Below are 17,132 nucleotides of genomic sequence, written 5' to 3'. Positions count from 1 at the left end.
AGCCCGTGCCCTGCCGGAGGTACCTCGCCCGTGAGCATCACCAAAGCGGCCCCGCCCGGGGCCGACCACCGCGACGCGGACGCACCGGACGGTCCACGGGAGCAGGCGGCCGCATCCCAGGGCTGGCAGTTCAACTCGCCGCTCGTCCTGATCATGCTGCTGCTCGTACTGGTGGTGGCACAGGGGCCGGTCCGCCGGGCGCTGTCCGCGCCGGTGATGCAGAGCTGGATGACCGTGTTCGTCGCGGTGGTCGTCCAGGCGCTGCCCTTCCTCGTGCTCGGTGTGCTGCTGTCGGCGGTCATCGCGGTGTTCGTGCCGCCGACTTTCTTCGCCCGGGCGCTGCCGAAGCGGCCCGCACTGGCCGTGCCCGTCGCGGGGTTGGCCGGGGCGGTGCTGCCGGGCTGCGAGTGCGCGTCCGTGCCGGTGGCGGGGGCGCTGGTACGGCGGGGGGTCACGCCCGCGGCGGCGCTGGCGTTCCTGCTGTCGGCGCCCGCCATCAACCCGATCGTGCTGACGGCCACCGCCGTCGCGTTCCCCCGCAATCCCGAGATGGTCCTCGCCCGGTTCGTGGCGAGCCTGCTCGTGGCCTGCGCGATGGGGTGGCTGTGGCAGCGGCTGGGGCGCGCCGACTGGCTGCGGCCGCCGGCCCGGCCCTCGCACGAGGGGCTCGGCAAGGGGGCCGCGTTCTGGGGGTCCGTGCGGCACGATGTGATGCACGCCGGCGGGTTCCTCGTCATCGGGGCGATGGCGGCGGCCACACTCAAGGCCGTCGTACCGGCGACCTGGCTGCACGCCGCCGCGGCCAACCCCGTGGTGGCGATCCTCGCCCTGGCGGTCCTCGCCGTGCTGCTGTCCATCTGCTCCGAGGCCGACGCGTTCGTCGTCTCCTCGCTGACCCAGTTCTCGCTGACGGCGCGGCTGGCCTTCCTCGTGGTGGGACCCATGATCGACCTGAAACTCTTCGCCATGCAGGCGGGCACGTTCGGCCGCGGGTTCGCCCTGCGGTTCGCGCCCGCCACCTTCGCCCTGGCCATCCTCGGCTCGGTCCTGGTCGGGACGGTACTGCTGTGAACCGGCAGGCACAGGCGGCGGTCCTGTTCCTCGTCGGCGCGGCGGTCCTGCACGCCGGGTTCACCGACCTCTACCTGCGATACGTCAAGGCGGGGTTGCGGCCGCTGCTGCTGGCCGCCGGGGTCGTACTGATCGTGGCGGCGCTGGCCACGGTGTGGTACGAGCGGCGGGGCGCGAAGGCTTCACAGGCTGAGGACCACGACGGACACGGGCACGGGAACGTGGCCGGGGAAGGCGACGACGGGCACGGACACGGGCACGCCCACCGGGAACCCCGTATCGCCTGGCTCCTCGTCCTCCCCCTCTTCGCCCTCATCCTGGTCGCCCCGCCCGCGCTGGGCTCCTACAGCGCCATGCACGCCGGTACGGCCCTGCAGGCGCCCCTCGCCTACCCGTCCCTGCCGGCCACCGACCCGCTCCCGCTGGGCGTCGTCGACTACGCGGGCCGCGCCGCCTACGACCACGGCCGCACCCTGGCCCACCGGCGGGTCGAGGTCACCGGCTTCGTCGCCCTCGCCAAGGACGGCACCCCCTACCTGGTCCGGATGGCCCTCAACTGCTGCGCCGCCGACGCCCAGCCGGTCAAGATCGGCCTGACCGGCCACATCCCGCCCGTCCTGCAGCCCGACACCTGGCTCCAGGTCACCGGCACCTACACCGCCAAGCAGACCAAGGACCCCGTCAACGAGGGCCGCATCCCGTTCCTCGACATCACCGAGGCCAAGCCGGTCCCGACCCCGCACGACCCGTACGACGAGAGCTGGAACAACTGACGACGAGGGTGGCCTAGGCGGCGCCGGGTGCACCGGGCGCGGATCTCCTCGTACGCCTGGGTGCGGTCCCGGAAGAGCGGGAACCAGCGTTCGCCGAAGGCGTCGCCGAGGGCCAGGCCCTCCAGGCCCCGACGGGCGGCGGGACGGTCCGAAGGCGGGGGGTGCGGGGTGGACGTCATGGGTCGATCATGTCGTTCGGCGTGGTGGGGAGGGTACGGTTCCACCGGAGTGGTGGGGCGGTGCTGTTCTACGAGGTCGCGGGGGGTCTACGAGGTCGCCCCTCTGTCGATCATTTCCTCGACTTCCGCCACGCGTTCCCTTTCCTCCGTCGCGAACCGCTCCTTGTCCAACCGCTCCGCGATCTCCTCGTCCTCGGCCATCAGCAGGTCGAGGTTGGAGTTGCCCATCTCGAAGACGCCCATGTCGACGTACGCCTGCTGGAGGCGTTCGCCCCACAGGCCGATGTCCTTGACGCAGGGAACGATCCGGCTGAAGAGCAACCGGCGGAAGAGGCGGAGGAATTCGGACCGCTCGCTGTATTCCTCTGCCTCGGCCTTGGGGATGCCGAAGTTTTCCAGGACCTCTACGCCGCGCAGCCGGTCCCGCATCAAATAGCAGCCCTCGATGACGAATTCCTCCCGTTCGCGGAGTTCCGCGTCGGAGAGCTGTTTGTAGTAGTCGCGCAGCGCCATCCGACCGAAGGCGACGTGGCGGGCCTCGTCCTGCATCACGTACGCGAGGATCTGTTTCGGGAGGGGCTTGTCGGTGGTGTCGCGGATCATGCCGAAGGCGGCCAGGGCCAGGCCTTCTATGAGGACCTGCATTCCGAGGTACGGCATGTCCCAGCGGGAGTCCCGGAGGGTGTCGCCGAGGAGGGACTGGAGGTTGTCGTTGATCGGATACAGCATGCCGATCTTTTCCTGCAGGAAGCGTGCGTAGATTTCCGCGTGGCGGGCCTCGTCCATGGTCTGGGTGGCCGAGTAGAACTTCGCGTCGAGGTCGGGGACCGATTCGACGATCCGTGCCGCGCAGACCATCGCCCCCTGTTCGCCGTGCAGGAACTGGCTGAACTGCCAGGACGCGAAGTGCCGGCGCAGCTCGCCCTTGTCCCGGTCGGTCATTTTCGCCCAGTACGGGGTCCCGTAGAGGGTCATCGCCTCTTCGGGGGTGCCGAGCGGGTCGTAGGGGTCGACTTCGAGGGTCCAGTCGATTCTTTTCCGGCCGTCCCACTGTTTGTCCTTGCCCTTCTGGTACAGGGCGAGGAGGCGTTCGCGACCGTCTTCGTACTCCCAGCTGAACCGTGCCGCCCCTGAGGCCGGTATCTGCCAGAGGGGGTCTCCCGGGTCCTTGGCGTACAGCTCATTCGTCGGCATACCTCGCAGGCTCACATGGGGTAGACGTGTCGTCAACAAGTCGCGCGCAGGGGATTGACGGGCTTGCTGACAAGCAGTCTCATAAGTGCTGACCGACGGTAACCCTTGTAGATCCCGTACGACGAGGTGGGAACAGTCATGACGACGGTGACGGAAGTGGATGTGCTGCGCGATGCGCTCGGTCTGCTCAAGGACCGGGAGCAGGTCGCCGCGCGGCTGCTCGACTCTGCCGCCAAGCACTCCTTCGACCCGGACAAGGAGCTGGACTGGGACGCGCCGCTCGAGGACGGCAAGTGGTTCTGGCCGCCGGAGCTGGTGTCGCTGTACGACACCCCGCTGTGGCAGCGGATGGGCGAGGAGCAGCGGCTGCTGCTCTCGCGGCACGAGGCCGCGGCGCTCGCCTCCCTGGGCATCTGGTTCGAGATCATCTTGATGCAGCTGCTGGTGCGGCACATCTACGACAAGGCGGCGACGAGTGCGCATGTGCGCTATGCGCTGACCGAGATCGAGGACGAGTGCCGGCACTCGAAGATGTTCGCCCGGCTGATCTCGCGCGGTGGCACGCCGTACTACCCGGTGAGCCGGGCGCACCTGAATCTGGGGCGGGTCTTCAAGACCATCTCGACCACGCCCGGGTCCTTCACCGCGACGTTGCTCGGCGAGGAGATCCTGGACTGGATGCAGCGGCTGACCTTCCCGGACGAGCGGGTGCAGACGCTGATACGCGGGGTCACGCGCATCCACGTGGTGGAGGAGGCGCGGCACGTGCGGTACGCGCGGGAGGAGCTGCGGCGGCAGATGGTGATGGCGCCGCGGTGGTCGCAGGAGTTCACGAGGGTGACGTCGGGGGAGTTCGCACGGGTCTTCTCGGTCGCCTTCATCAACCCGGAGGTCTACTCGAACGTGGGCCTCGACCAGCGGGAAGCCGTGGCACAGGTGCGGGCGAGCGGGCATCGGCGGGAGGTCATGCAGACCGGGGCGAAGCGGTTGACCGACTTCCTGGACGACATCGGTGTGCTGCGGGGGGTCGGGCGGCGGCTGTGGAAGTCGTCGGGGCTGCTGGCCTGAGGGCGCGACGCCGGGTGCCGGTGGCGGGTCGGGGGCGTGGCGGTACGTCGAGCCCGTCGCCGCCGGATCAGGCGTGGGCCGGGCAAGCGAGCCGCTGCTCGATCCGAACGTGAGCGACGGGCTTGCGACGTACCGCCACGACCCCTTCCGTGCGTACGCGGCTGCGGTTGAGCGGAGGCTTGTGTCCCGGCCGTTACGCTGCCGATATGACCTCGCAGGCTCCCACCCCCGCATACCGCCGGCTGAGTGTCGAGGAGCGGCGCTCGCAGCTCCTCGAGGCGGCGCTGTCCCTCTTCGCGCACCGGGCTCCCGAGGAGGTCTCGCTCGATGACGTGGCGGAGGCGGCCGGGGTGTCGCGGCCGCTCGTGTACCGGTACTTCCCGGGCGGCAAGCAGCAGCTGTACGAGGCCGCCCTGCGGTCCGCCGCGCAGGAGCTGGAGCACTGCTTCGCGGAGCCACCACAGGGGCCGCTGAGCGAGCGGCTGTCCAGGGCTCTCGACCGGTATCTGGCGTTCGTCGACCAGCACGACGCGGGGTTCACCGCGTTGCTTCAGGGGGGGAGTGTCGTCGAGACGTCCCGGACGACGGCCATAGTGGACGGCGTGCGGCGGGCCGCGGCGGAGCACATTCTGGATCATGTGGGCGTGAAGGATCCGGGGCGGCGGCTGCGGATGACCGTACGGATGTGGATCACGGCTGTGGAGGGTGCCTCGCTGAGCTGGCTGGACGGGGGCAAGGAGCCGCCGTTGGACGAGCTGCGGGACTGGCTCGTGGAGCAGTTCGTGGCGATGGTCGTGGTCAGTGCCGGGCGTGATCCGCAGACCGCGGAGGTGGTGCGGGCCGCGCTCGCCCTGGAGGCGAGGGAAGGGGCCGTGGGTGGGCTGGCCCGGGCGGTTCTTCCGGTGATCGGTGACGCCGCGCGGCTGCTGTGACGGGTGTGTTTGTGACACTGGTGGCGTGAAGAGCGAAGACACCCCCTTCGAGGGCGGCCCGCTGGACGGGCGTGTGCTGCCCGTCCTGCTCGGCCTGACCGGACACCCGCCGAAGGTGTACCGGGTTCCGGTTCCGGACGCCGAGGGCGGGCCGCCGACCGTGCTCGTCTATCGGCGGGTCCAGGCGCGGGTGAGCAAGCTGGGGCTCCATCAGGGGTGGAAGTACGCGTACGACCCCTCGGGCGACGCGGGGAGCGGCGGGCGGAAGTGGCCCTGGTCCAAGCCGGGCGCCAAGGGCGAGGGAGCCACGCCGGAGTCCCACGCCGACGAGTGACCTTCTTGGGCCAAGGCGGCCAGTCGGCGCGCTCTCGGGATGCGCTGCCCTGATCCTGCCGGTGCGAGGTGGAGATACCACCACAGCACCGGAGGTGATGACGTGTCAGGAAGGCTTCTGCGCCTGGTCTGTACGGCCGCGGTGACGGCCGGGGCACTGCTCGTGCCCGCGACCGCGCCTGCGGTGGCCGTCCCGGATCCCGGGCCCGAAGGACGTTCCGTGGCCGAGTTGCTGACGGACTTTCAGCGGCTGCACCGGGACGCCGAGCGCGCCACCGAGACGTACAACGCCACCGAGGAGAAGCTGAAGAAGCAGCGGGCCGAGGTCGACCGGCTCAACCGGAATCTCACCAAGGCCCGCCTGGCGCTGCACGACAGCCGCGACGAGGCGGGGCGGCTCGCCCGGCAGCAGTATCAGAACAGCGGCGAGATCTCGTCGTACGTACGGCTGCTGCTCGCCCGTGATCCGCAGCACGCGCTGGACGAGGGGCATGTGATCGGGCAGTTGTCCCGGGAGCGGGTCGAGACCGTGGACCGGCTGGTGAAGCAGGAGAAGGAGACCGATGCGCTGGCGCGCGAGGCCCGCAAGGCCCTCGACGGTCAACTCACCCTCGCGGAGCGGCAGCACAAGGAGCGGGACGAGGTGGGCGGGCGGCTGAAGTCGGTCGAGGAGCTGCTTGCCTCACTCAGCGCCGAACAGCTGGCCAAGCTGGCCCGGCTGGAGAAGTCCGGGCTGGCCGAGACCCAGCAGAAGCCGGTGACCTCGGGGGCGCCGAGCAGTGCGCGGCCGCCCTCGCGGGAAGGCGAGGAGGCGGTCCGGTACGCCGTACGGCAGCTCGGGAAGCCGTACGAGTGGGGGGCCGTGGGACCGGCCTCGTACGACTGCTCGGGGCTGACCTCCCAGGCCTGGGACCACGCCGGCCACCCCATCCCCCGCACCAGCCAGCAGCAATGGGCCCAGCTCCCCCGGATTCCACTGAGCGAGCTGCGCCCCGGGGACCTGGTCGTCTACTTCCCCGAGGCCACGCATGTCGCCCTGTACGTGGGGGACGGAATGGTCGTGCAGGCCCCGAGACCGGGAACGAACATCAAGGTCTCCCCCATCGCCGCCAACCCCCTGCTGGGCGCCGTCCGCCCGGATCCGACCGGCAGTCCCCTGCGCCACTACACACCGCCGAGCCTCTCGGAGGGGTTCAAGAAGACTGCCTCTCCAGGGGCACGGGGAATCGCGCGACCGGCCACGACCGCCCCGCACCCGAAGTAGACCGGGCAGCGCACCCGGAGGGACCGGGGCTCAGGCCCCGGTCACCGAGGCGAGGTACGCCTCCGTCTTCTCCGGCTCAGAGAAGTCATCCCACGGCCTCGCGGGCTCACTACCTGCTGGTTCTCCCCAACCAGCTTGCCCGAAAGGAGCCGTGGGCCGTCCCTGGGCCGTCAGACCGGGCGTTGGGCCTCGTCGTAGACGGTCGTGATCGCTGTGCGCGTGCGCTCCTGACTGCTCGGCATGAGATGAGCGTAGATCCGGAGCGTCAGCGCTGCATTGCTGTGTCCCAGGTACTCACTGACCGCCTTGATGTTCTCCCCGCCGTCCAACAGTGCCGACGCGTAGAAGTGCCTCAGCGCGTGCATGCCGTGCTCGCGCGCGGCGGCGTAACCCTCCTCCTTGGTTTCAGGTTCGGGAATGACTCCCGCCGCGACGAGAGCGGGTTTCCACGCTTCCTGGTTCAAGGAGGTGCGCCACACATGGCTGCCGCGCAGTGCGGTGAAGATGAGTCGCTTGGTCACCTTCGGACCGTCGACCGTCTTCCAGGGCAGCGTGATCTCAACCGGCGGGAATTGCTTCATGTGGGCCCGCAGTGCGTCGGCCACGGGCCCGGGAAGCGGCACGTCCCGCGTCTTGCCGCCCTTGGGTAGGGCGAACACGGGCTTACTCCGGCTGAGCTTGAGCTGCTGGACCACGTGAAGGGTGTCGGAGTCGAAGTCGATCGCGTCTACAGCTACCCCCAGGATTTCCCCCTGCCGCATGCCGCAGCCCGCCCCGAGGTCGACCATCGCCCGGTATCGCTCAGGCATCGCTGCCTGTACCCCGAACACCCGCCCCGCGGTCCACGGGACCACTCGCCGGGGGTCAAGCGCCGGCGGCTTCACGGAACGCGCGGATACGGGGTTGCGGCTCAGGTAGCCGTCGTCCACGGCGGCACTCAGGGCGGCGCGTACGTTTGCGTAAATGATCCGGCCGTACGAGCCGGGCACGCTTCCTTCGAGCGCTGCCACCCACTCACGGATGTGCTCCGGCTTGAACGACCCGAGCGGGCGAGAGCCGATGTGCGGGAAGGCGTGCAGCCGGAGTTGGGAGTTCATGGACTCGATGGTGTTCGGGTCCGCCCCGAGCGTCTTGAGCCACTTCTCGGTGTACTGCTGGAACGTCATCTTGGCCGCGCGCGGGTCGACGTACTGACCACTCGACATGTCCGCCTCGATGTCCTTCAACCACTGTTCGGCGAGGCGTTTCTGTCCATCCCGGAAGCTCTTGGACTTCTCGGTGCCGTCGGGGCCGATGTACCGGGCGCGGTAGCGCAGGCCGGTCCCGTAGCGGTCGGATTTGACCTTGCCGGTCTTGCCGGCGGGCGTGGTCTCGGTCTTGTACCAGCGGTCTTGGATGTGACCTGCCATGCGGTGGCGTTCCCTTCTGGGCATGGAGAAGCGAGGGCCACGGGTGTGGCCCTCCCTTGGGAAGCGGTGTGGTGCGGTGTCTGGTGCCGTCAGGCGGCGGCCTGGTCGGCGCTCTTGCGTTCGCTGACGTAGGCGCGGACGTCGGCGGGGTCGTATCGGAGGTGTTTGCCGATGCGGAAGCCGGGCGGGCCGGTCCGCTTCTTGCGCCACTGGTAGACGGTCTCGATGGGCACCTCGAACATCTCGGCGATGTCGTCGGGTGTGAGGTACCGATCGGGCAAGGCGCTACGGAGGGTCCTTCGGGGGTCGGGTTGAGCGGGATGGGATCGGCTCATAAGGGGCCTCGGCATCGAGTCGGGATGGCTCGGGGGCTTCTCTCGGTGCGCTTCTGTCCGAGGTTCGGATTTCTGCGTCACCGCGTCATCAGCGTCACTTGAGGCTCTGACCTGCTGTTTTGGGTGACGCGGAGGATGTGGGCTGCGTCACCGCTGCGTCATCGGCTGCGTCACCGGGTGACGCAGGTGACGCAGGATGACGCAGAGCCAGCCGTCTGCGTCATCGCTGTTGTCGCAGGTCAGCGGCCGTTTTCCGAGCCGGGTGACGCAGGTGACGCAGCGTCTTCCCTCTTAGGACAAAGAAGGGGCTGCCTGTTGTAGTTCGGTGCGCCTCACAGAGCGAAGAAGGGGCCGCTGCGCGGCGCGACCTTGGGGCGGCGTTCCGCCGAACAGCAAGAGGAGCACGTGCTCCTCTTGCTGTTCGCTTGAGCGTGCGGATCGCGGATCAGAACGCCCGCGTCTGCTCGTGGGGAGGCAGGGTTAGGACGACCGTGCGGGTCATTTCGAGGTAGCGGCCCGCCTTGGTGCGGCCCGAGTCGATGAGGACACCCCGGGCCGCCAGCGTCGGTTGGAGGCGCTTGAGGCGGTCGGAGAGGACTTTGCCCGTGGTCGGCCATCCCTTGGGCAGGGGACGGCCGTCCTCGCCGCTGTAGAGGCGGCTGAGGCAGGACAGCCACTCGGTGGAGGTCATCTGCTGCGCCGCGCCCGGCTCGATGGTGTCGGCGTGCCTGAGGACGGTTTGCGCGAGGAGGTCACCCTCGATCACGTCGTCGTTCAGGTCGTCCAGACTGGCCCGGTATGCGGGGAGCGCTCCGAGGCCGGTTGCTGCGTCGAACTGCGCGCACAGGTGCGCGAAGTCCGCCATCCGCAGGTCGGTGGGGGTCTCCGCGTCCACCGCGCGGACCTTGACCGTAAGGTCGAGGAGCGAGCCGAGGACCACGGGCAGGACTTCCGCGTAGTCCGCCCAGAGTTCGGCTTCGGTGCGGCGGACGCGGGGCCGCTCCATACGCAGAGGCAGGAGCCTCTCCGCTAGGTCGGGGCGGATGACGCCGACGTCGATGCCGGTGAGGAGCAGGGGGCGGCGGTAGCCGACGCGGAACACGTCTCCGTCGGTGAACAGGGCGCGCTTGACGCTCTCGGCTCCGGTCACGATGCAGCACATCGCGTCCGACAGATCCGGCGTCATGTGCGACAGGTTGTCCAGCGCGGTGATCCATCCCGCTGCCACCGCCGCAATGAGGTTCTCCTCGTCCTTCGGCGCTCGTCGCAGGTCACCGCTCATCCCCTCGATGATCCGGGTGAGCATCCGGCCTCCGGTCGACTTCCCCGCCCCCTGCGGCCCGGTGAGGAACGGTGCCGGTACCGGCACGGACGGCCCGAGACAACCGATCAGCCAAGCGATGGCCAGGCATTCGGTTTCGGCGTTGGCGAAGTTGCACAGCCGCATCAGCAGGTCGATGCCCTTGCCGTCGGTGTCCTTGGCCGGCAGGGGAAGTTCCCCGGTGAGCTGCGTGCGCCGCCAGCACACCTCACGCGGGTCGGGGACGAGGACTTCCCAGCCGGTGGGGTGGATACGGACGGACTTCCCGTCATCGCGGCCCAAGTCCAGCCACGTCGCCCCGTCGAAACCGGGAGCGACACGGATGTGCACGGCGTGCGTGTCCGCGTCCAACGCGAGGGCTTCGATCAAGTCCAACGCCTCCTTCATCGCCGACCCGTTGAACACGCCGCGCCCGTCCTTGAACAGGCCGACCATGAGTTCCTGCCGGTGGCTGCCCGTGGTGCCCTGCGAGCGCATCGGGCGGGCCACGGGGTGGCCGTTCTTCTGCGCGTACACGGTCCCGTCGGCGGTGCGGAAGTACCGGAAGTGGGACTGTGCGTAGTCCGCGATGACTTCGCGGGCGGGGTTCTTCTCGTCCTCAGACATGGCTCAGTCCCAACGTGGTCAGGGCGTTGGTCCACGCGTCGGTGCAGTGCCGGGGCGACTCGCCCTTGGCCTGTGCGGCGGTGAACAGCCGCGCGGTGTGGGCGTCGGTGAGGCAGCCGCACCGGCCGTGCGTGGACAGCACAGCGAGGAACGTTCGGTAGACGGTGGCGTGCACCGCCTCACGGGCATCGGTGATGCGTTGCTCCGCCATGGCGATGCCGCGATCGAGGTAGGTGGGCGTGCGGTGCGGGCACGCGCCGCCCCCGACCGGCGCGGGCACCGTGACGGCCACCGGTCGGACCGTGGCCGGCTCCTTCGCGGCCAAGGAGCGCACGACGTCCGGCAGGGCCGTCATGGTTCCGGTGCCGGGCCCGAGCCACCGGGCGTACTGCATGGACGACTTGACGTCCACGCCGGGCCGTACGGCGTTGGCGGACTGCATGACGCCCTGGTAGAGCCAGTGCTCACCCCGTGTCGTCGGCACGGTCCGGGTGACGGGCAGGCTCGCATGGGCCCACGCGATGGCGTCGGCGTTGTCGAGATCCACCACGGTGAGACCGGCGCCGCCGGGGTGGTACGCCACCCCAGCGGCTTCCCGCCACGCTCGCGCCCACGTCGGTGCGTTGATGACGCTGCGGTCGGTGGTGGCGGCGGCCCAGCCGTGGCATGGCGCCGGGCAGGTGCAGGGGCCGGGGGTCTTCATGTTCGGCCGGCCCCCACAGGCGTTCTTGGCGCAGGCCGGGCAGTTCCCGAACGGCACCTTCCCAGCCCGTAACGGCAACGGGGGCACGCCGTGGGCCGCGAGGCTGAGCGCGGTGCGCAAGTGCTCGCTCACGCCGCCACCTCCAGCCGGGGGGCGAGGGTGGCGAGGGCTCGCCGGATTTCGTTCGGTTGGGTCATGCTGGTTGTCTCCAGTTCCTGGGTTGGGTGCTGGTTGGCAAGGGCGGTCCCGGACTTTGGCGAGACGGGGGCCGCCCTTGGCGTAGCTACTGGTTCTCGGCCCAGACGGCGTATTCCTGGCGGACGTAGCCGCGCGGGTGGGCGAGCGTGGCCGGATGATCCGGCCAGTACGGGGCGCCGCTGTGGTCGCCCTCGCTGTCCTGGTCGACCTCGATGAGCCGGCGAGCGGCGTTGGCCGCGATCTCGTCGGTTCCGTTGCGGACGCCGTCGGCCGCGTACTCCAGCGCGATGCGGTCCAGCAGGGCGGCTTTGCGCAGCCAGTACTCACGGTCCACGTCGCCCCGGTGCGGGTTCTTGGCGAGCGTCCTGGCGGTGGAAGCAGTCCATGCGATCTCGTAGGTGATGCCGGGGGCGGTGGCGTAGGCGTCTTCCGGCGTGGGCCATGCTGTCGGCCCCGCCTCGGTCGCCTCGGGGGCGTCGTTGAGCAGCGCGGCGGGGTCGGGGTGGAAGGCTTTGGTGTAGAGGCGGACGCGGTGGCCGTTGTGGGCGGGGCGGCGCTGGATGGGGTCGCAGTCGAACGCGGCGGTCAACGCGCGGGTGATGGCCTGCTCGTCGGCGGGGTCGCAGATGATGCGGATGTCGAACACGGTTCTCCTCCGGGGGTGTTCAGCCGTGGAAGTGGCTGCGCTTGATGACGGCTTTGCGGATGTTGACCGTGCTGCCCTTGCCGCCGGTGATGGCGCGGGCGGGGGTGCGCAGGGCGAGGACGACGAGGGCGATCCAGATCAGTGCCCCGCCACTGAAGCCGGCGGCGGCGTTGATGACTTCGCCGATGCCGTATCCGGCCCCGGCGGACAGGGCGCCGCCACCGATGCCGGCGCCCATGAGGCGCTGCGCGACGGGGTCAAGGAGCGGGAGCGGGGTCAGGTCTCGGGGCGCGGGGGCGACGACGGCGGGCGGGGCGAGGTGCTTGGGCATGGGGACCAAGCGGCCGTAGGCGTCGGGCACCCACACCACCGGCTGACGCTCGGTGTACGGGTCCATGGCCACCGGCGCGGCAAGGTCGTAAGGGGCGAGGGGCTGGGGCTGGGGCTGGTGGATGGTCACGGCCCGTTCGGCGGGCAGGTGGCCGATGTTCTCGGGGTACATCCGGAATCCCTTCTCGGAACGGTTCAGGGAGGCGGGGACACCCCCTTGCGGGGGGGCGTGTGGAGGGGGTTTTCGGGGGTCTGACCTGCGGGCCTCCCTGCCTCCCTGATGGATCATTCGTGCAGCTCAGGGGCAGGGAGGCGGGTCAGGGAGGGGTTCAGGGAGTTCTCCCTGCCTCCCTGACCCGTCGGGGGTCGGCTCCCTGTCATCCGTCGGCGGAAGCGGAACCTTCTGTGTCGCGGTTGGCGAGGGCGCGGGTGAGGCGGTCGCGGCTGACGACCATGACGCCGTCGGACTTGTACGGCTCCGCGTCGGCGTCGTCCAGGACGCGCTTGAGGTCGATGAACGACCAGCCGCCGTAGGCGTCAGCGTTCAGGGTGGCGAGCCGGGCCAGGACGTCCTTTGTACGCACTCGGGGCGCGTCGCCGACCACGGCGGCGATGTCGACGAGCGGGTCGCGTTCCTCGCCCCGCTCGATGACGTGCAGGGTGGTGACCCCGTCACGCATTGCCTTGGCGCGGGCCGCGATCTCCTTCGCATCGTCGGTGCTGATGTAGTGCGTGCGCACCGTGATGGACGACTGCCCCTTGGGAATCTCGATGCCGTCCGAGGCGACGACCAAGGTGCCCTGGTCCAGCCCCGGGCGCAGCAGGTTCGGCGCGGCGCCGCCGTCAACGGCCTTGTCCCCCAGGGCCATACGGGCCTGCGACTCGGTGCCCAGGGCGAGCGAGGCGCGGGTGTGGGCGCCCTCGCGGACCAGCTTGGGAAGGTTCTGATCAGTCGGGTCCTGCGTGCCCTGCCACAGCAGCACGTTCACGGCCCGCCCCTGGTTGTGGATCTTCCGCGCGGCCATGAAGTACCGGGAGGTCGAGCTGGAGCCGCCGTAGGGCCGCTTGTCCTCGTCCTTGACCGGACACATGAACGCGACCTGCGCCTCGTCCACGATGACGATGAGCGGCGGGAACGTTGTTCCGGGCGGCGCCTGGATGCGGCGGTTCATCTCCTCAACGGCGTCTTCCACCATCTCGGTGACCTGGATGACGTGGTCATCGGTAGGCCCCTGGATGAGGCGGGTGGCGAGCCCGTCGAACATGGCCCAGTCGCCCACGCCCTTGAGGTCGCCCATCCAGAACTCGACCGACCGGTCCAGGGAGAGCCACAGGGCGATCGAGCGCAGGGCGGCGGTCTTGCCCTGGTTCGACAGACCGGTGATGAGCAGGTGGCGCTGGTAGACGCTCAGCGCGGCGGCGTCGCCGCGCAGGTCCTGACCCCAGGGGGCGCGGCCCTTGGTGTAGTCGGCGGTCATCGTTTCGTCGGTGACCAGCGGGGACGGGCCGATCGGCTGGTCCAAGGCCCCCGAGTCGGCGACCCACAGGCGGACCGTGCGGGCGGCCTCGGGGATGGTGATGAACACCTCGTGCTCGTGCCGGGTCAGGTTCTCTGCGAGCTTGCGCCGCTTGCCCTGCACCTCGTTCGTCGACACCCCCGAGGGCAGGGTGACGTCGACTTCCACGCCGTATCCGGCGATCCGGATCGGACCGAGCATCGAGGCGCCGGCGTCGCCCATCTCCTTGATGGCGTTGCGCAGCGCGGGTATTCCCAGGTCGCGCAGGGCCTTGACCACGATGGACGGGGTGATCGGCTCGCCCTCACCGGAACGGACGTTGGCGGGCAGGGCCCACTGGGGTGCGGCTTGCTGCTTGCTGCCGACGGTCCACAGGGCGAGCAGGGCGAGGAACGGGCCGATCGTGAGGGCCGGTCCCCAGACGACCTGCACGATCCGGATGAGCAGGGCGATGAAGTCGATGGTCGCCCGGAGTGGGGTGATGACGTCGGTGACGTCGTGGTTGTTGATGGCCATGACGACCCCGAGGGCGACCAGGACCCCGATGCTCACCCCGGTGCCGACCGCGAGGCCCTTGGCGGCCTCTACGGGCGAGTGGAGCAGGTCCATGCGGCGGTGGTGGCGGGCGGCGCGGAAGCGCTGCAACCGCTCCTCCCACTCCTCGGCCGCTTCCAGGTTCCCCGCGGCTTCGGCGGCGCGGATCATGCGCTCGTAGCGGGCTCCGGTCTTGCCGTCCCAGGTGCGGCGGGCCACGATCCGGCCCCCGTTGAACGTGTAGAGGCCGTGCCGGGCGATGGCGCGGGCGGTTGTCTTGGTGGTCTCGTGCGTGACCGCGGTCTTGACGGCGCGTCCGGAGCGCACCCACAGCGGCACCGCGGGCGCCGGCGGGGCATCGGGCACGACGGTCAGCACCGTGGGCGCCGGGTCGTCGGTCGGGGGGTCGGTGGGCTTGTGGAGGTGAACGACGTTCTCAGACATGCTGAGATTTCTCCTGACTGCCCCTTCGGGGCGGGAGTTGTGGAGGGCGCCGGGGTGGCCGTGTGGCAGGGGGCGGTCACCCCGGCGGGTTGTGCAGGCTGGTCAGAACCAGCGGGAAGACTTCTTCGCGGCCTTGGCGCGGGCGGCCTCAGTGATGAGGCGCTGGCGCTCGCCGTGCAGGGCGGTCAGCTCCGCGTTCAGCCGCATCTCAGCCGCCGAACCCGTGCTGTCCATCTGCTCCTCGGCACGGCACGTGCTGCGGCCGCGGGAGGCGCGGTAGGCGCCGCCGGCCAGCGCGCGGGCCATAGCGCGGCGCTCCGAGCCGTTCAGCGGCCACCACTCGCCCCGGCGGACGGCTTCCAGCTTCTTCTGTGTCTGCTGGATCTCGCGGTCCAGACGGCGGATGTCGGAGTTGGCCATGGTCATCCCCTCCTGGGGTAGGTGTGGCCGGCGGGCGGCTGGTCGCACCGGTTGGCGTACAGGGCGCGAGCGATGGTCTGTTCGAACTGGTCCGGCTCGCGGTCGGGGGGCAGGGAGTCGCCGAGTGCGGCCATCAGGCCTACGGTGCGGGCGCAGTCGTCGGCGGCGGTCTCGCGGCGGATGCTCATCAGGCGACCACGCGCTTCCACGCCGCCCGCAGCCGTACTTCGGATGCGGAGTGGCCGGCCGAGCGGAAGCGGCTGGCCATCTCGCGGTATGAGAGGGCGGGGGTTTCGCTGTGGCGGATCTCGTCGACCAGCGCGTCGAGCGCTTCGTTCGTGAGGGAGGGTGCCGCGTCCAGCGTGAACGTGGATACCGGTTCGGTGGGTCCCCAGACGGGCAGTTGCCAGCGGGGTGTGACGTCGGGTGTGACGCGGTTCGTCACGCTGGTCAGTGCCCTGCTGGTGTCCTCGCCGTCGCGTGCGGTCTCCAGCGTCGACCAGGCCCGGGAGAGGGTCTGTGCGGTTTTGGCCTGGACGCGTGCGACGCGGGCGCCGGCCTGCGTCACGGCCGTCAGCCGGGTCTCCTCCGTGGTGGCTTCGGCCCGCAGGCGGGCGCGGGCCACGGCCGCTTCGTCGCGGGCCTCTTGCTGGATTCCGCGGATCGCCCCGAGCGCGTTCGGGGTGAGTGCGGTCCGCTCCCACAGTCCGTGGACCAGCCACAGTGCCTTGGCAGCGATGGGCAGCCAGGCCACGGCCAGCCACGCGCCGGCAGACGCCTCGGCGGTGAGCGCGTGGGCGATCAGGACGCCGGCGGCGATCAGGCCGAAGGACCAGCCGACACCGGTGACCGCGTGGCTGTGGTCGCCCTGGGCGGCGAGGCGGCGTTCGTAGGCGAGGGTGGCCAGCCATCCGCCGTCGATGCCGAGACCGACGACCAGGGCGACCGGCCACGGCATCGCCGTGCCCAGCCACATCACCACCACGGCCAGAGTGAGCACCATGGACACCGCCGTCATCGCGACGGCGGGAAGCACGGTCTTGGTGGTCCTGCCGTTCATACCGCACCTCCGAGGGTGAGCAGGGCGGCGAGGATGAGCAGGGCGCCGACGGCGTAGGTGAGATCGATGGCGCGGCGCAGGCAGGTGAACTTGGCGACCGCGAGCCGCGCGAGTCCGGCGATGTCGGCGGCGAGATCGGCCGAGAGGGCGCCGGGGATCTCCTCGGCCGTGAGGGTCGCCCACAGCGGGAAGCCGTGCCGGCCGCGCAGGTTCGGGCGGACCGACCGCAGCAGCAGACCCGCCGCGACGACCAGCAGCCCCATACCCGCGATGCCGGCCGCGAGGGCGGGGCGGGTCAGGGGGAGGTCGTGCCCGACGGTCCACGTCCCGGCGAGGACGGCGCCGACGAACGCCAGCAACAGACCAGTCTTCGTGTCGGTGCGGGCGATCTCCGCCTTCACCTCCGCGTGTGCGGCCGTGAGGCTCTGACCCGTGGTGGCGCTCATGCCGCGCCCCCGGTCGCCTCGTCGGCGGTGCGGTTGGCGAGGATCCGCCACTCGGTGAGCACCCGCGCGAGGGCGCGGCGGACACGGCGGGTGTCGACCTCGTTCGGGGTGTGGTCCATGGCGATGATCTGCGCGTCGATCAGGTCGACGTCCGCCAGGATCAGCGGGAGCTCCGACTCGATCGCGGCGAGTTCCGCGTCCGTCGGCTCGTTCCAGTCAGCGAACGCGGTAACAGCTTCCTGAACAGTGACGATGTCCTTCATTGGGTCGTGTTCTCCCTAGTCGGTGGTACGGCCCGAAAGCGCCCCCCGGAGCGGCTACTCCGGGGGGCGTCTCGTTGATGGTGGAA

19 protein-coding genes are annotated in these 17,132 nt (G+C 70.1%); 6 read left to right on the top strand and 13 right to left on the bottom strand.

The features are described from left to right. Nucleotides 1-30: 30 nt before the first annotated feature. Both OG747_RS29830 and OG747_RS29825 read left to right on the top strand, forming a co-directional pair. The gene (locus OG747_RS29830; RefSeq protein ID WP_405882463.1) at nucleotides 31-1,071 is read left to right on the top strand and encodes a permease; all 1,041 of its coding nucleotides are present in this window, start codon (nucleotides 31-33) and stop codon (nucleotides 1,069-1,071) included. Further along, nucleotides 1,068-1,844 (top strand): TIGR03943 family putative permease subunit, encoded by a 777-nt coding sequence (locus OG747_RS29825; protein ID WP_405882462.1) that lies wholly within the window; start codon nucleotides 1,068-1,070, stop codon nucleotides 1,842-1,844. Before OG747_RS29830 ends, OG747_RS29825 begins: the two co-directional genes overlap by 4 nt. Nucleotides 1,845-2,110: 266 nt before the next feature. Here OG747_RS29825 and OG747_RS29820 read toward each other — a convergent pair whose 3' ends face one another. Further along, entirely contained in the window at nucleotides 2,111-3,217 is a 1,107-nt protein-coding gene (locus tag OG747_RS29820; RefSeq protein WP_405882461.1) for a ferritin-like domain-containing protein, read from the bottom strand. 138 nt (nucleotides 3,218-3,355) lie between these two features. Here OG747_RS29820 and OG747_RS29815 point away from each other — a divergent pair, with 138 nt between their 5' ends. From OG747_RS29815 to OG747_RS29800, 4 genes are all read left to right on the top strand, one after another. Continuing rightward, complete coding sequence (locus tag OG747_RS29815; protein ID WP_405882460.1) at nucleotides 3,356-4,285, top strand: diiron oxygenase; 930 nt, start codon at nucleotides 3,356-3,358, stop codon at nucleotides 4,283-4,285. 206 nt (nucleotides 4,286-4,491) lie between these two features. Next, nucleotides 4,492-5,217 carry a TetR/AcrR family transcriptional regulator gene (locus OG747_RS29810; protein ID WP_405882459.1) on the top strand — a complete coding sequence of 242 codons (726 nt, stop codon included), beginning with the start codon at nucleotides 4,492-4,494 and terminating at the stop codon, nucleotides 5,215-5,217. A 25-nt stretch (nucleotides 5,218-5,242) separates the two neighbouring features. Next, nucleotides 5,243-5,551 (top strand): hypothetical protein, encoded by a 309-nt coding sequence (locus OG747_RS29805; protein ID WP_405882458.1) that lies wholly within the window; start codon nucleotides 5,243-5,245, stop codon nucleotides 5,549-5,551. A gap of 102 nt (nucleotides 5,552-5,653) precedes the next feature. Next, nucleotides 5,654-6,814, top strand: coding sequence for an NlpC/P60 family protein (locus tag OG747_RS29800; RefSeq protein ID WP_405882457.1), 1,161 nt, complete (start codon nucleotides 5,654-5,656; stop codon nucleotides 6,812-6,814). A 170-nt stretch (nucleotides 6,815-6,984) separates the two neighbouring features. Here the strand turns inward: OG747_RS29800 and OG747_RS29795 are convergent, their stop codons facing one another. From OG747_RS29795 to OG747_RS29740, 12 genes are all read right to left on the bottom strand, one after another. Continuing rightward, nucleotides 6,985-8,223, bottom strand: coding sequence for a tyrosine-type recombinase/integrase (locus OG747_RS29795; protein WP_405882456.1), 1,239 nt, complete (start codon nucleotides 8,221-8,223; stop codon nucleotides 6,985-6,987). A gap of 89 nt (nucleotides 8,224-8,312) precedes the next feature. After that, nucleotides 8,313-8,558, bottom strand: coding sequence for a helix-turn-helix domain-containing protein (locus OG747_RS29790; protein ID WP_405882455.1), 246 nt, complete (start codon nucleotides 8,556-8,558; stop codon nucleotides 8,313-8,315). Nucleotides 8,559-9,003: 445 nt separating this feature from the next. Then, the gene (locus OG747_RS29785; protein WP_405882454.1) at nucleotides 9,004-10,485 is read right to left on the bottom strand and encodes an ATP-binding protein; all 1,482 of its coding nucleotides are present in this window, start codon (nucleotides 10,483-10,485) and stop codon (nucleotides 9,004-9,006) included. Further along, nucleotides 10,478-11,320, bottom strand: coding sequence for a bifunctional DNA primase/polymerase (locus tag OG747_RS29780; RefSeq protein WP_405882453.1), 843 nt, complete (start codon nucleotides 11,318-11,320; stop codon nucleotides 10,478-10,480). The genes OG747_RS29785 and OG747_RS29780 overlap by 8 nt, the downstream gene beginning before the upstream one ends. Before the next feature lie 151 nt (nucleotides 11,321-11,471). Beyond that, on the bottom strand, nucleotides 11,472-12,032 hold the full coding sequence (locus OG747_RS29775) for a hypothetical protein (RefSeq protein WP_405882452.1): 561 nt from the start codon (nucleotides 12,030-12,032) through the stop codon (nucleotides 11,472-11,474). Nucleotides 12,033-12,051: 19 nt separating this feature from the next. Continuing rightward, a complete protein-coding gene (locus tag OG747_RS29770) occupies nucleotides 12,052-12,534 on the bottom strand; it encodes a hypothetical protein (protein ID WP_405882451.1) in 483 nt (160 codons plus the stop codon). Nucleotides 12,535-12,739: 205 nt separating this feature from the next. Beyond that, a complete protein-coding gene (locus tag OG747_RS29765) occupies nucleotides 12,740-14,857 on the bottom strand; it encodes an ATP-binding protein (RefSeq protein WP_405882450.1) in 2,118 nt (705 codons plus the stop codon). 102 nt (nucleotides 14,858-14,959) lie between these two features. Beyond that, the gene (locus OG747_RS29760; protein ID WP_405882449.1) at nucleotides 14,960-15,277 is read right to left on the bottom strand and encodes a hypothetical protein; all 318 of its coding nucleotides are present in this window, start codon (nucleotides 15,275-15,277) and stop codon (nucleotides 14,960-14,962) included. Nucleotides 15,278-15,279: 2 nt separating this feature from the next. Next, on the bottom strand, nucleotides 15,280-15,465 hold the full coding sequence (locus OG747_RS29755; protein WP_405882448.1) for a hypothetical protein: 186 nt from the start codon (nucleotides 15,463-15,465) through the stop codon (nucleotides 15,280-15,282). After that, the gene (locus tag OG747_RS29750) at nucleotides 15,465-16,337 is read right to left on the bottom strand and encodes a protein spdB (protein ID WP_405882447.1); all 873 of its coding nucleotides are present in this window, start codon (nucleotides 16,335-16,337) and stop codon (nucleotides 15,465-15,467) included. Before OG747_RS29750 ends, OG747_RS29755 begins: the two co-directional genes overlap by 1 nt. Beyond that, nucleotides 16,334-16,783 (bottom strand): Pycsar system effector family protein, encoded by a 450-nt coding sequence (locus OG747_RS29745; protein WP_405882446.1) that lies wholly within the window; start codon nucleotides 16,781-16,783, stop codon nucleotides 16,334-16,336. Before OG747_RS29745 ends, OG747_RS29750 begins: the two co-directional genes overlap by 4 nt. Beyond that, nucleotides 16,780-17,046, bottom strand: a complete 267-nt coding sequence (locus OG747_RS29740; protein ID WP_405882445.1) for a DUF6284 family protein — start codon at nucleotides 17,044-17,046, stop codon at nucleotides 16,780-16,782. The genes OG747_RS29745 and OG747_RS29740 overlap by 4 nt, the downstream gene beginning before the upstream one ends. Between the last annotated feature and the right edge of the window lie 86 nt (nucleotides 17,047-17,132).

Origin of the sequence: Streptomyces sp. NBC_01384 (genome assembly GCF_045040035.1) — a bacterium.
In the GTDB taxonomy this organism is placed as follows: Bacteria; Actinomycetota; Actinomycetes; order Streptomycetales; family Streptomycetaceae; genus Streptomyces.
This window is presented reverse-complemented; position numbering and strand designations above follow the sequence as displayed.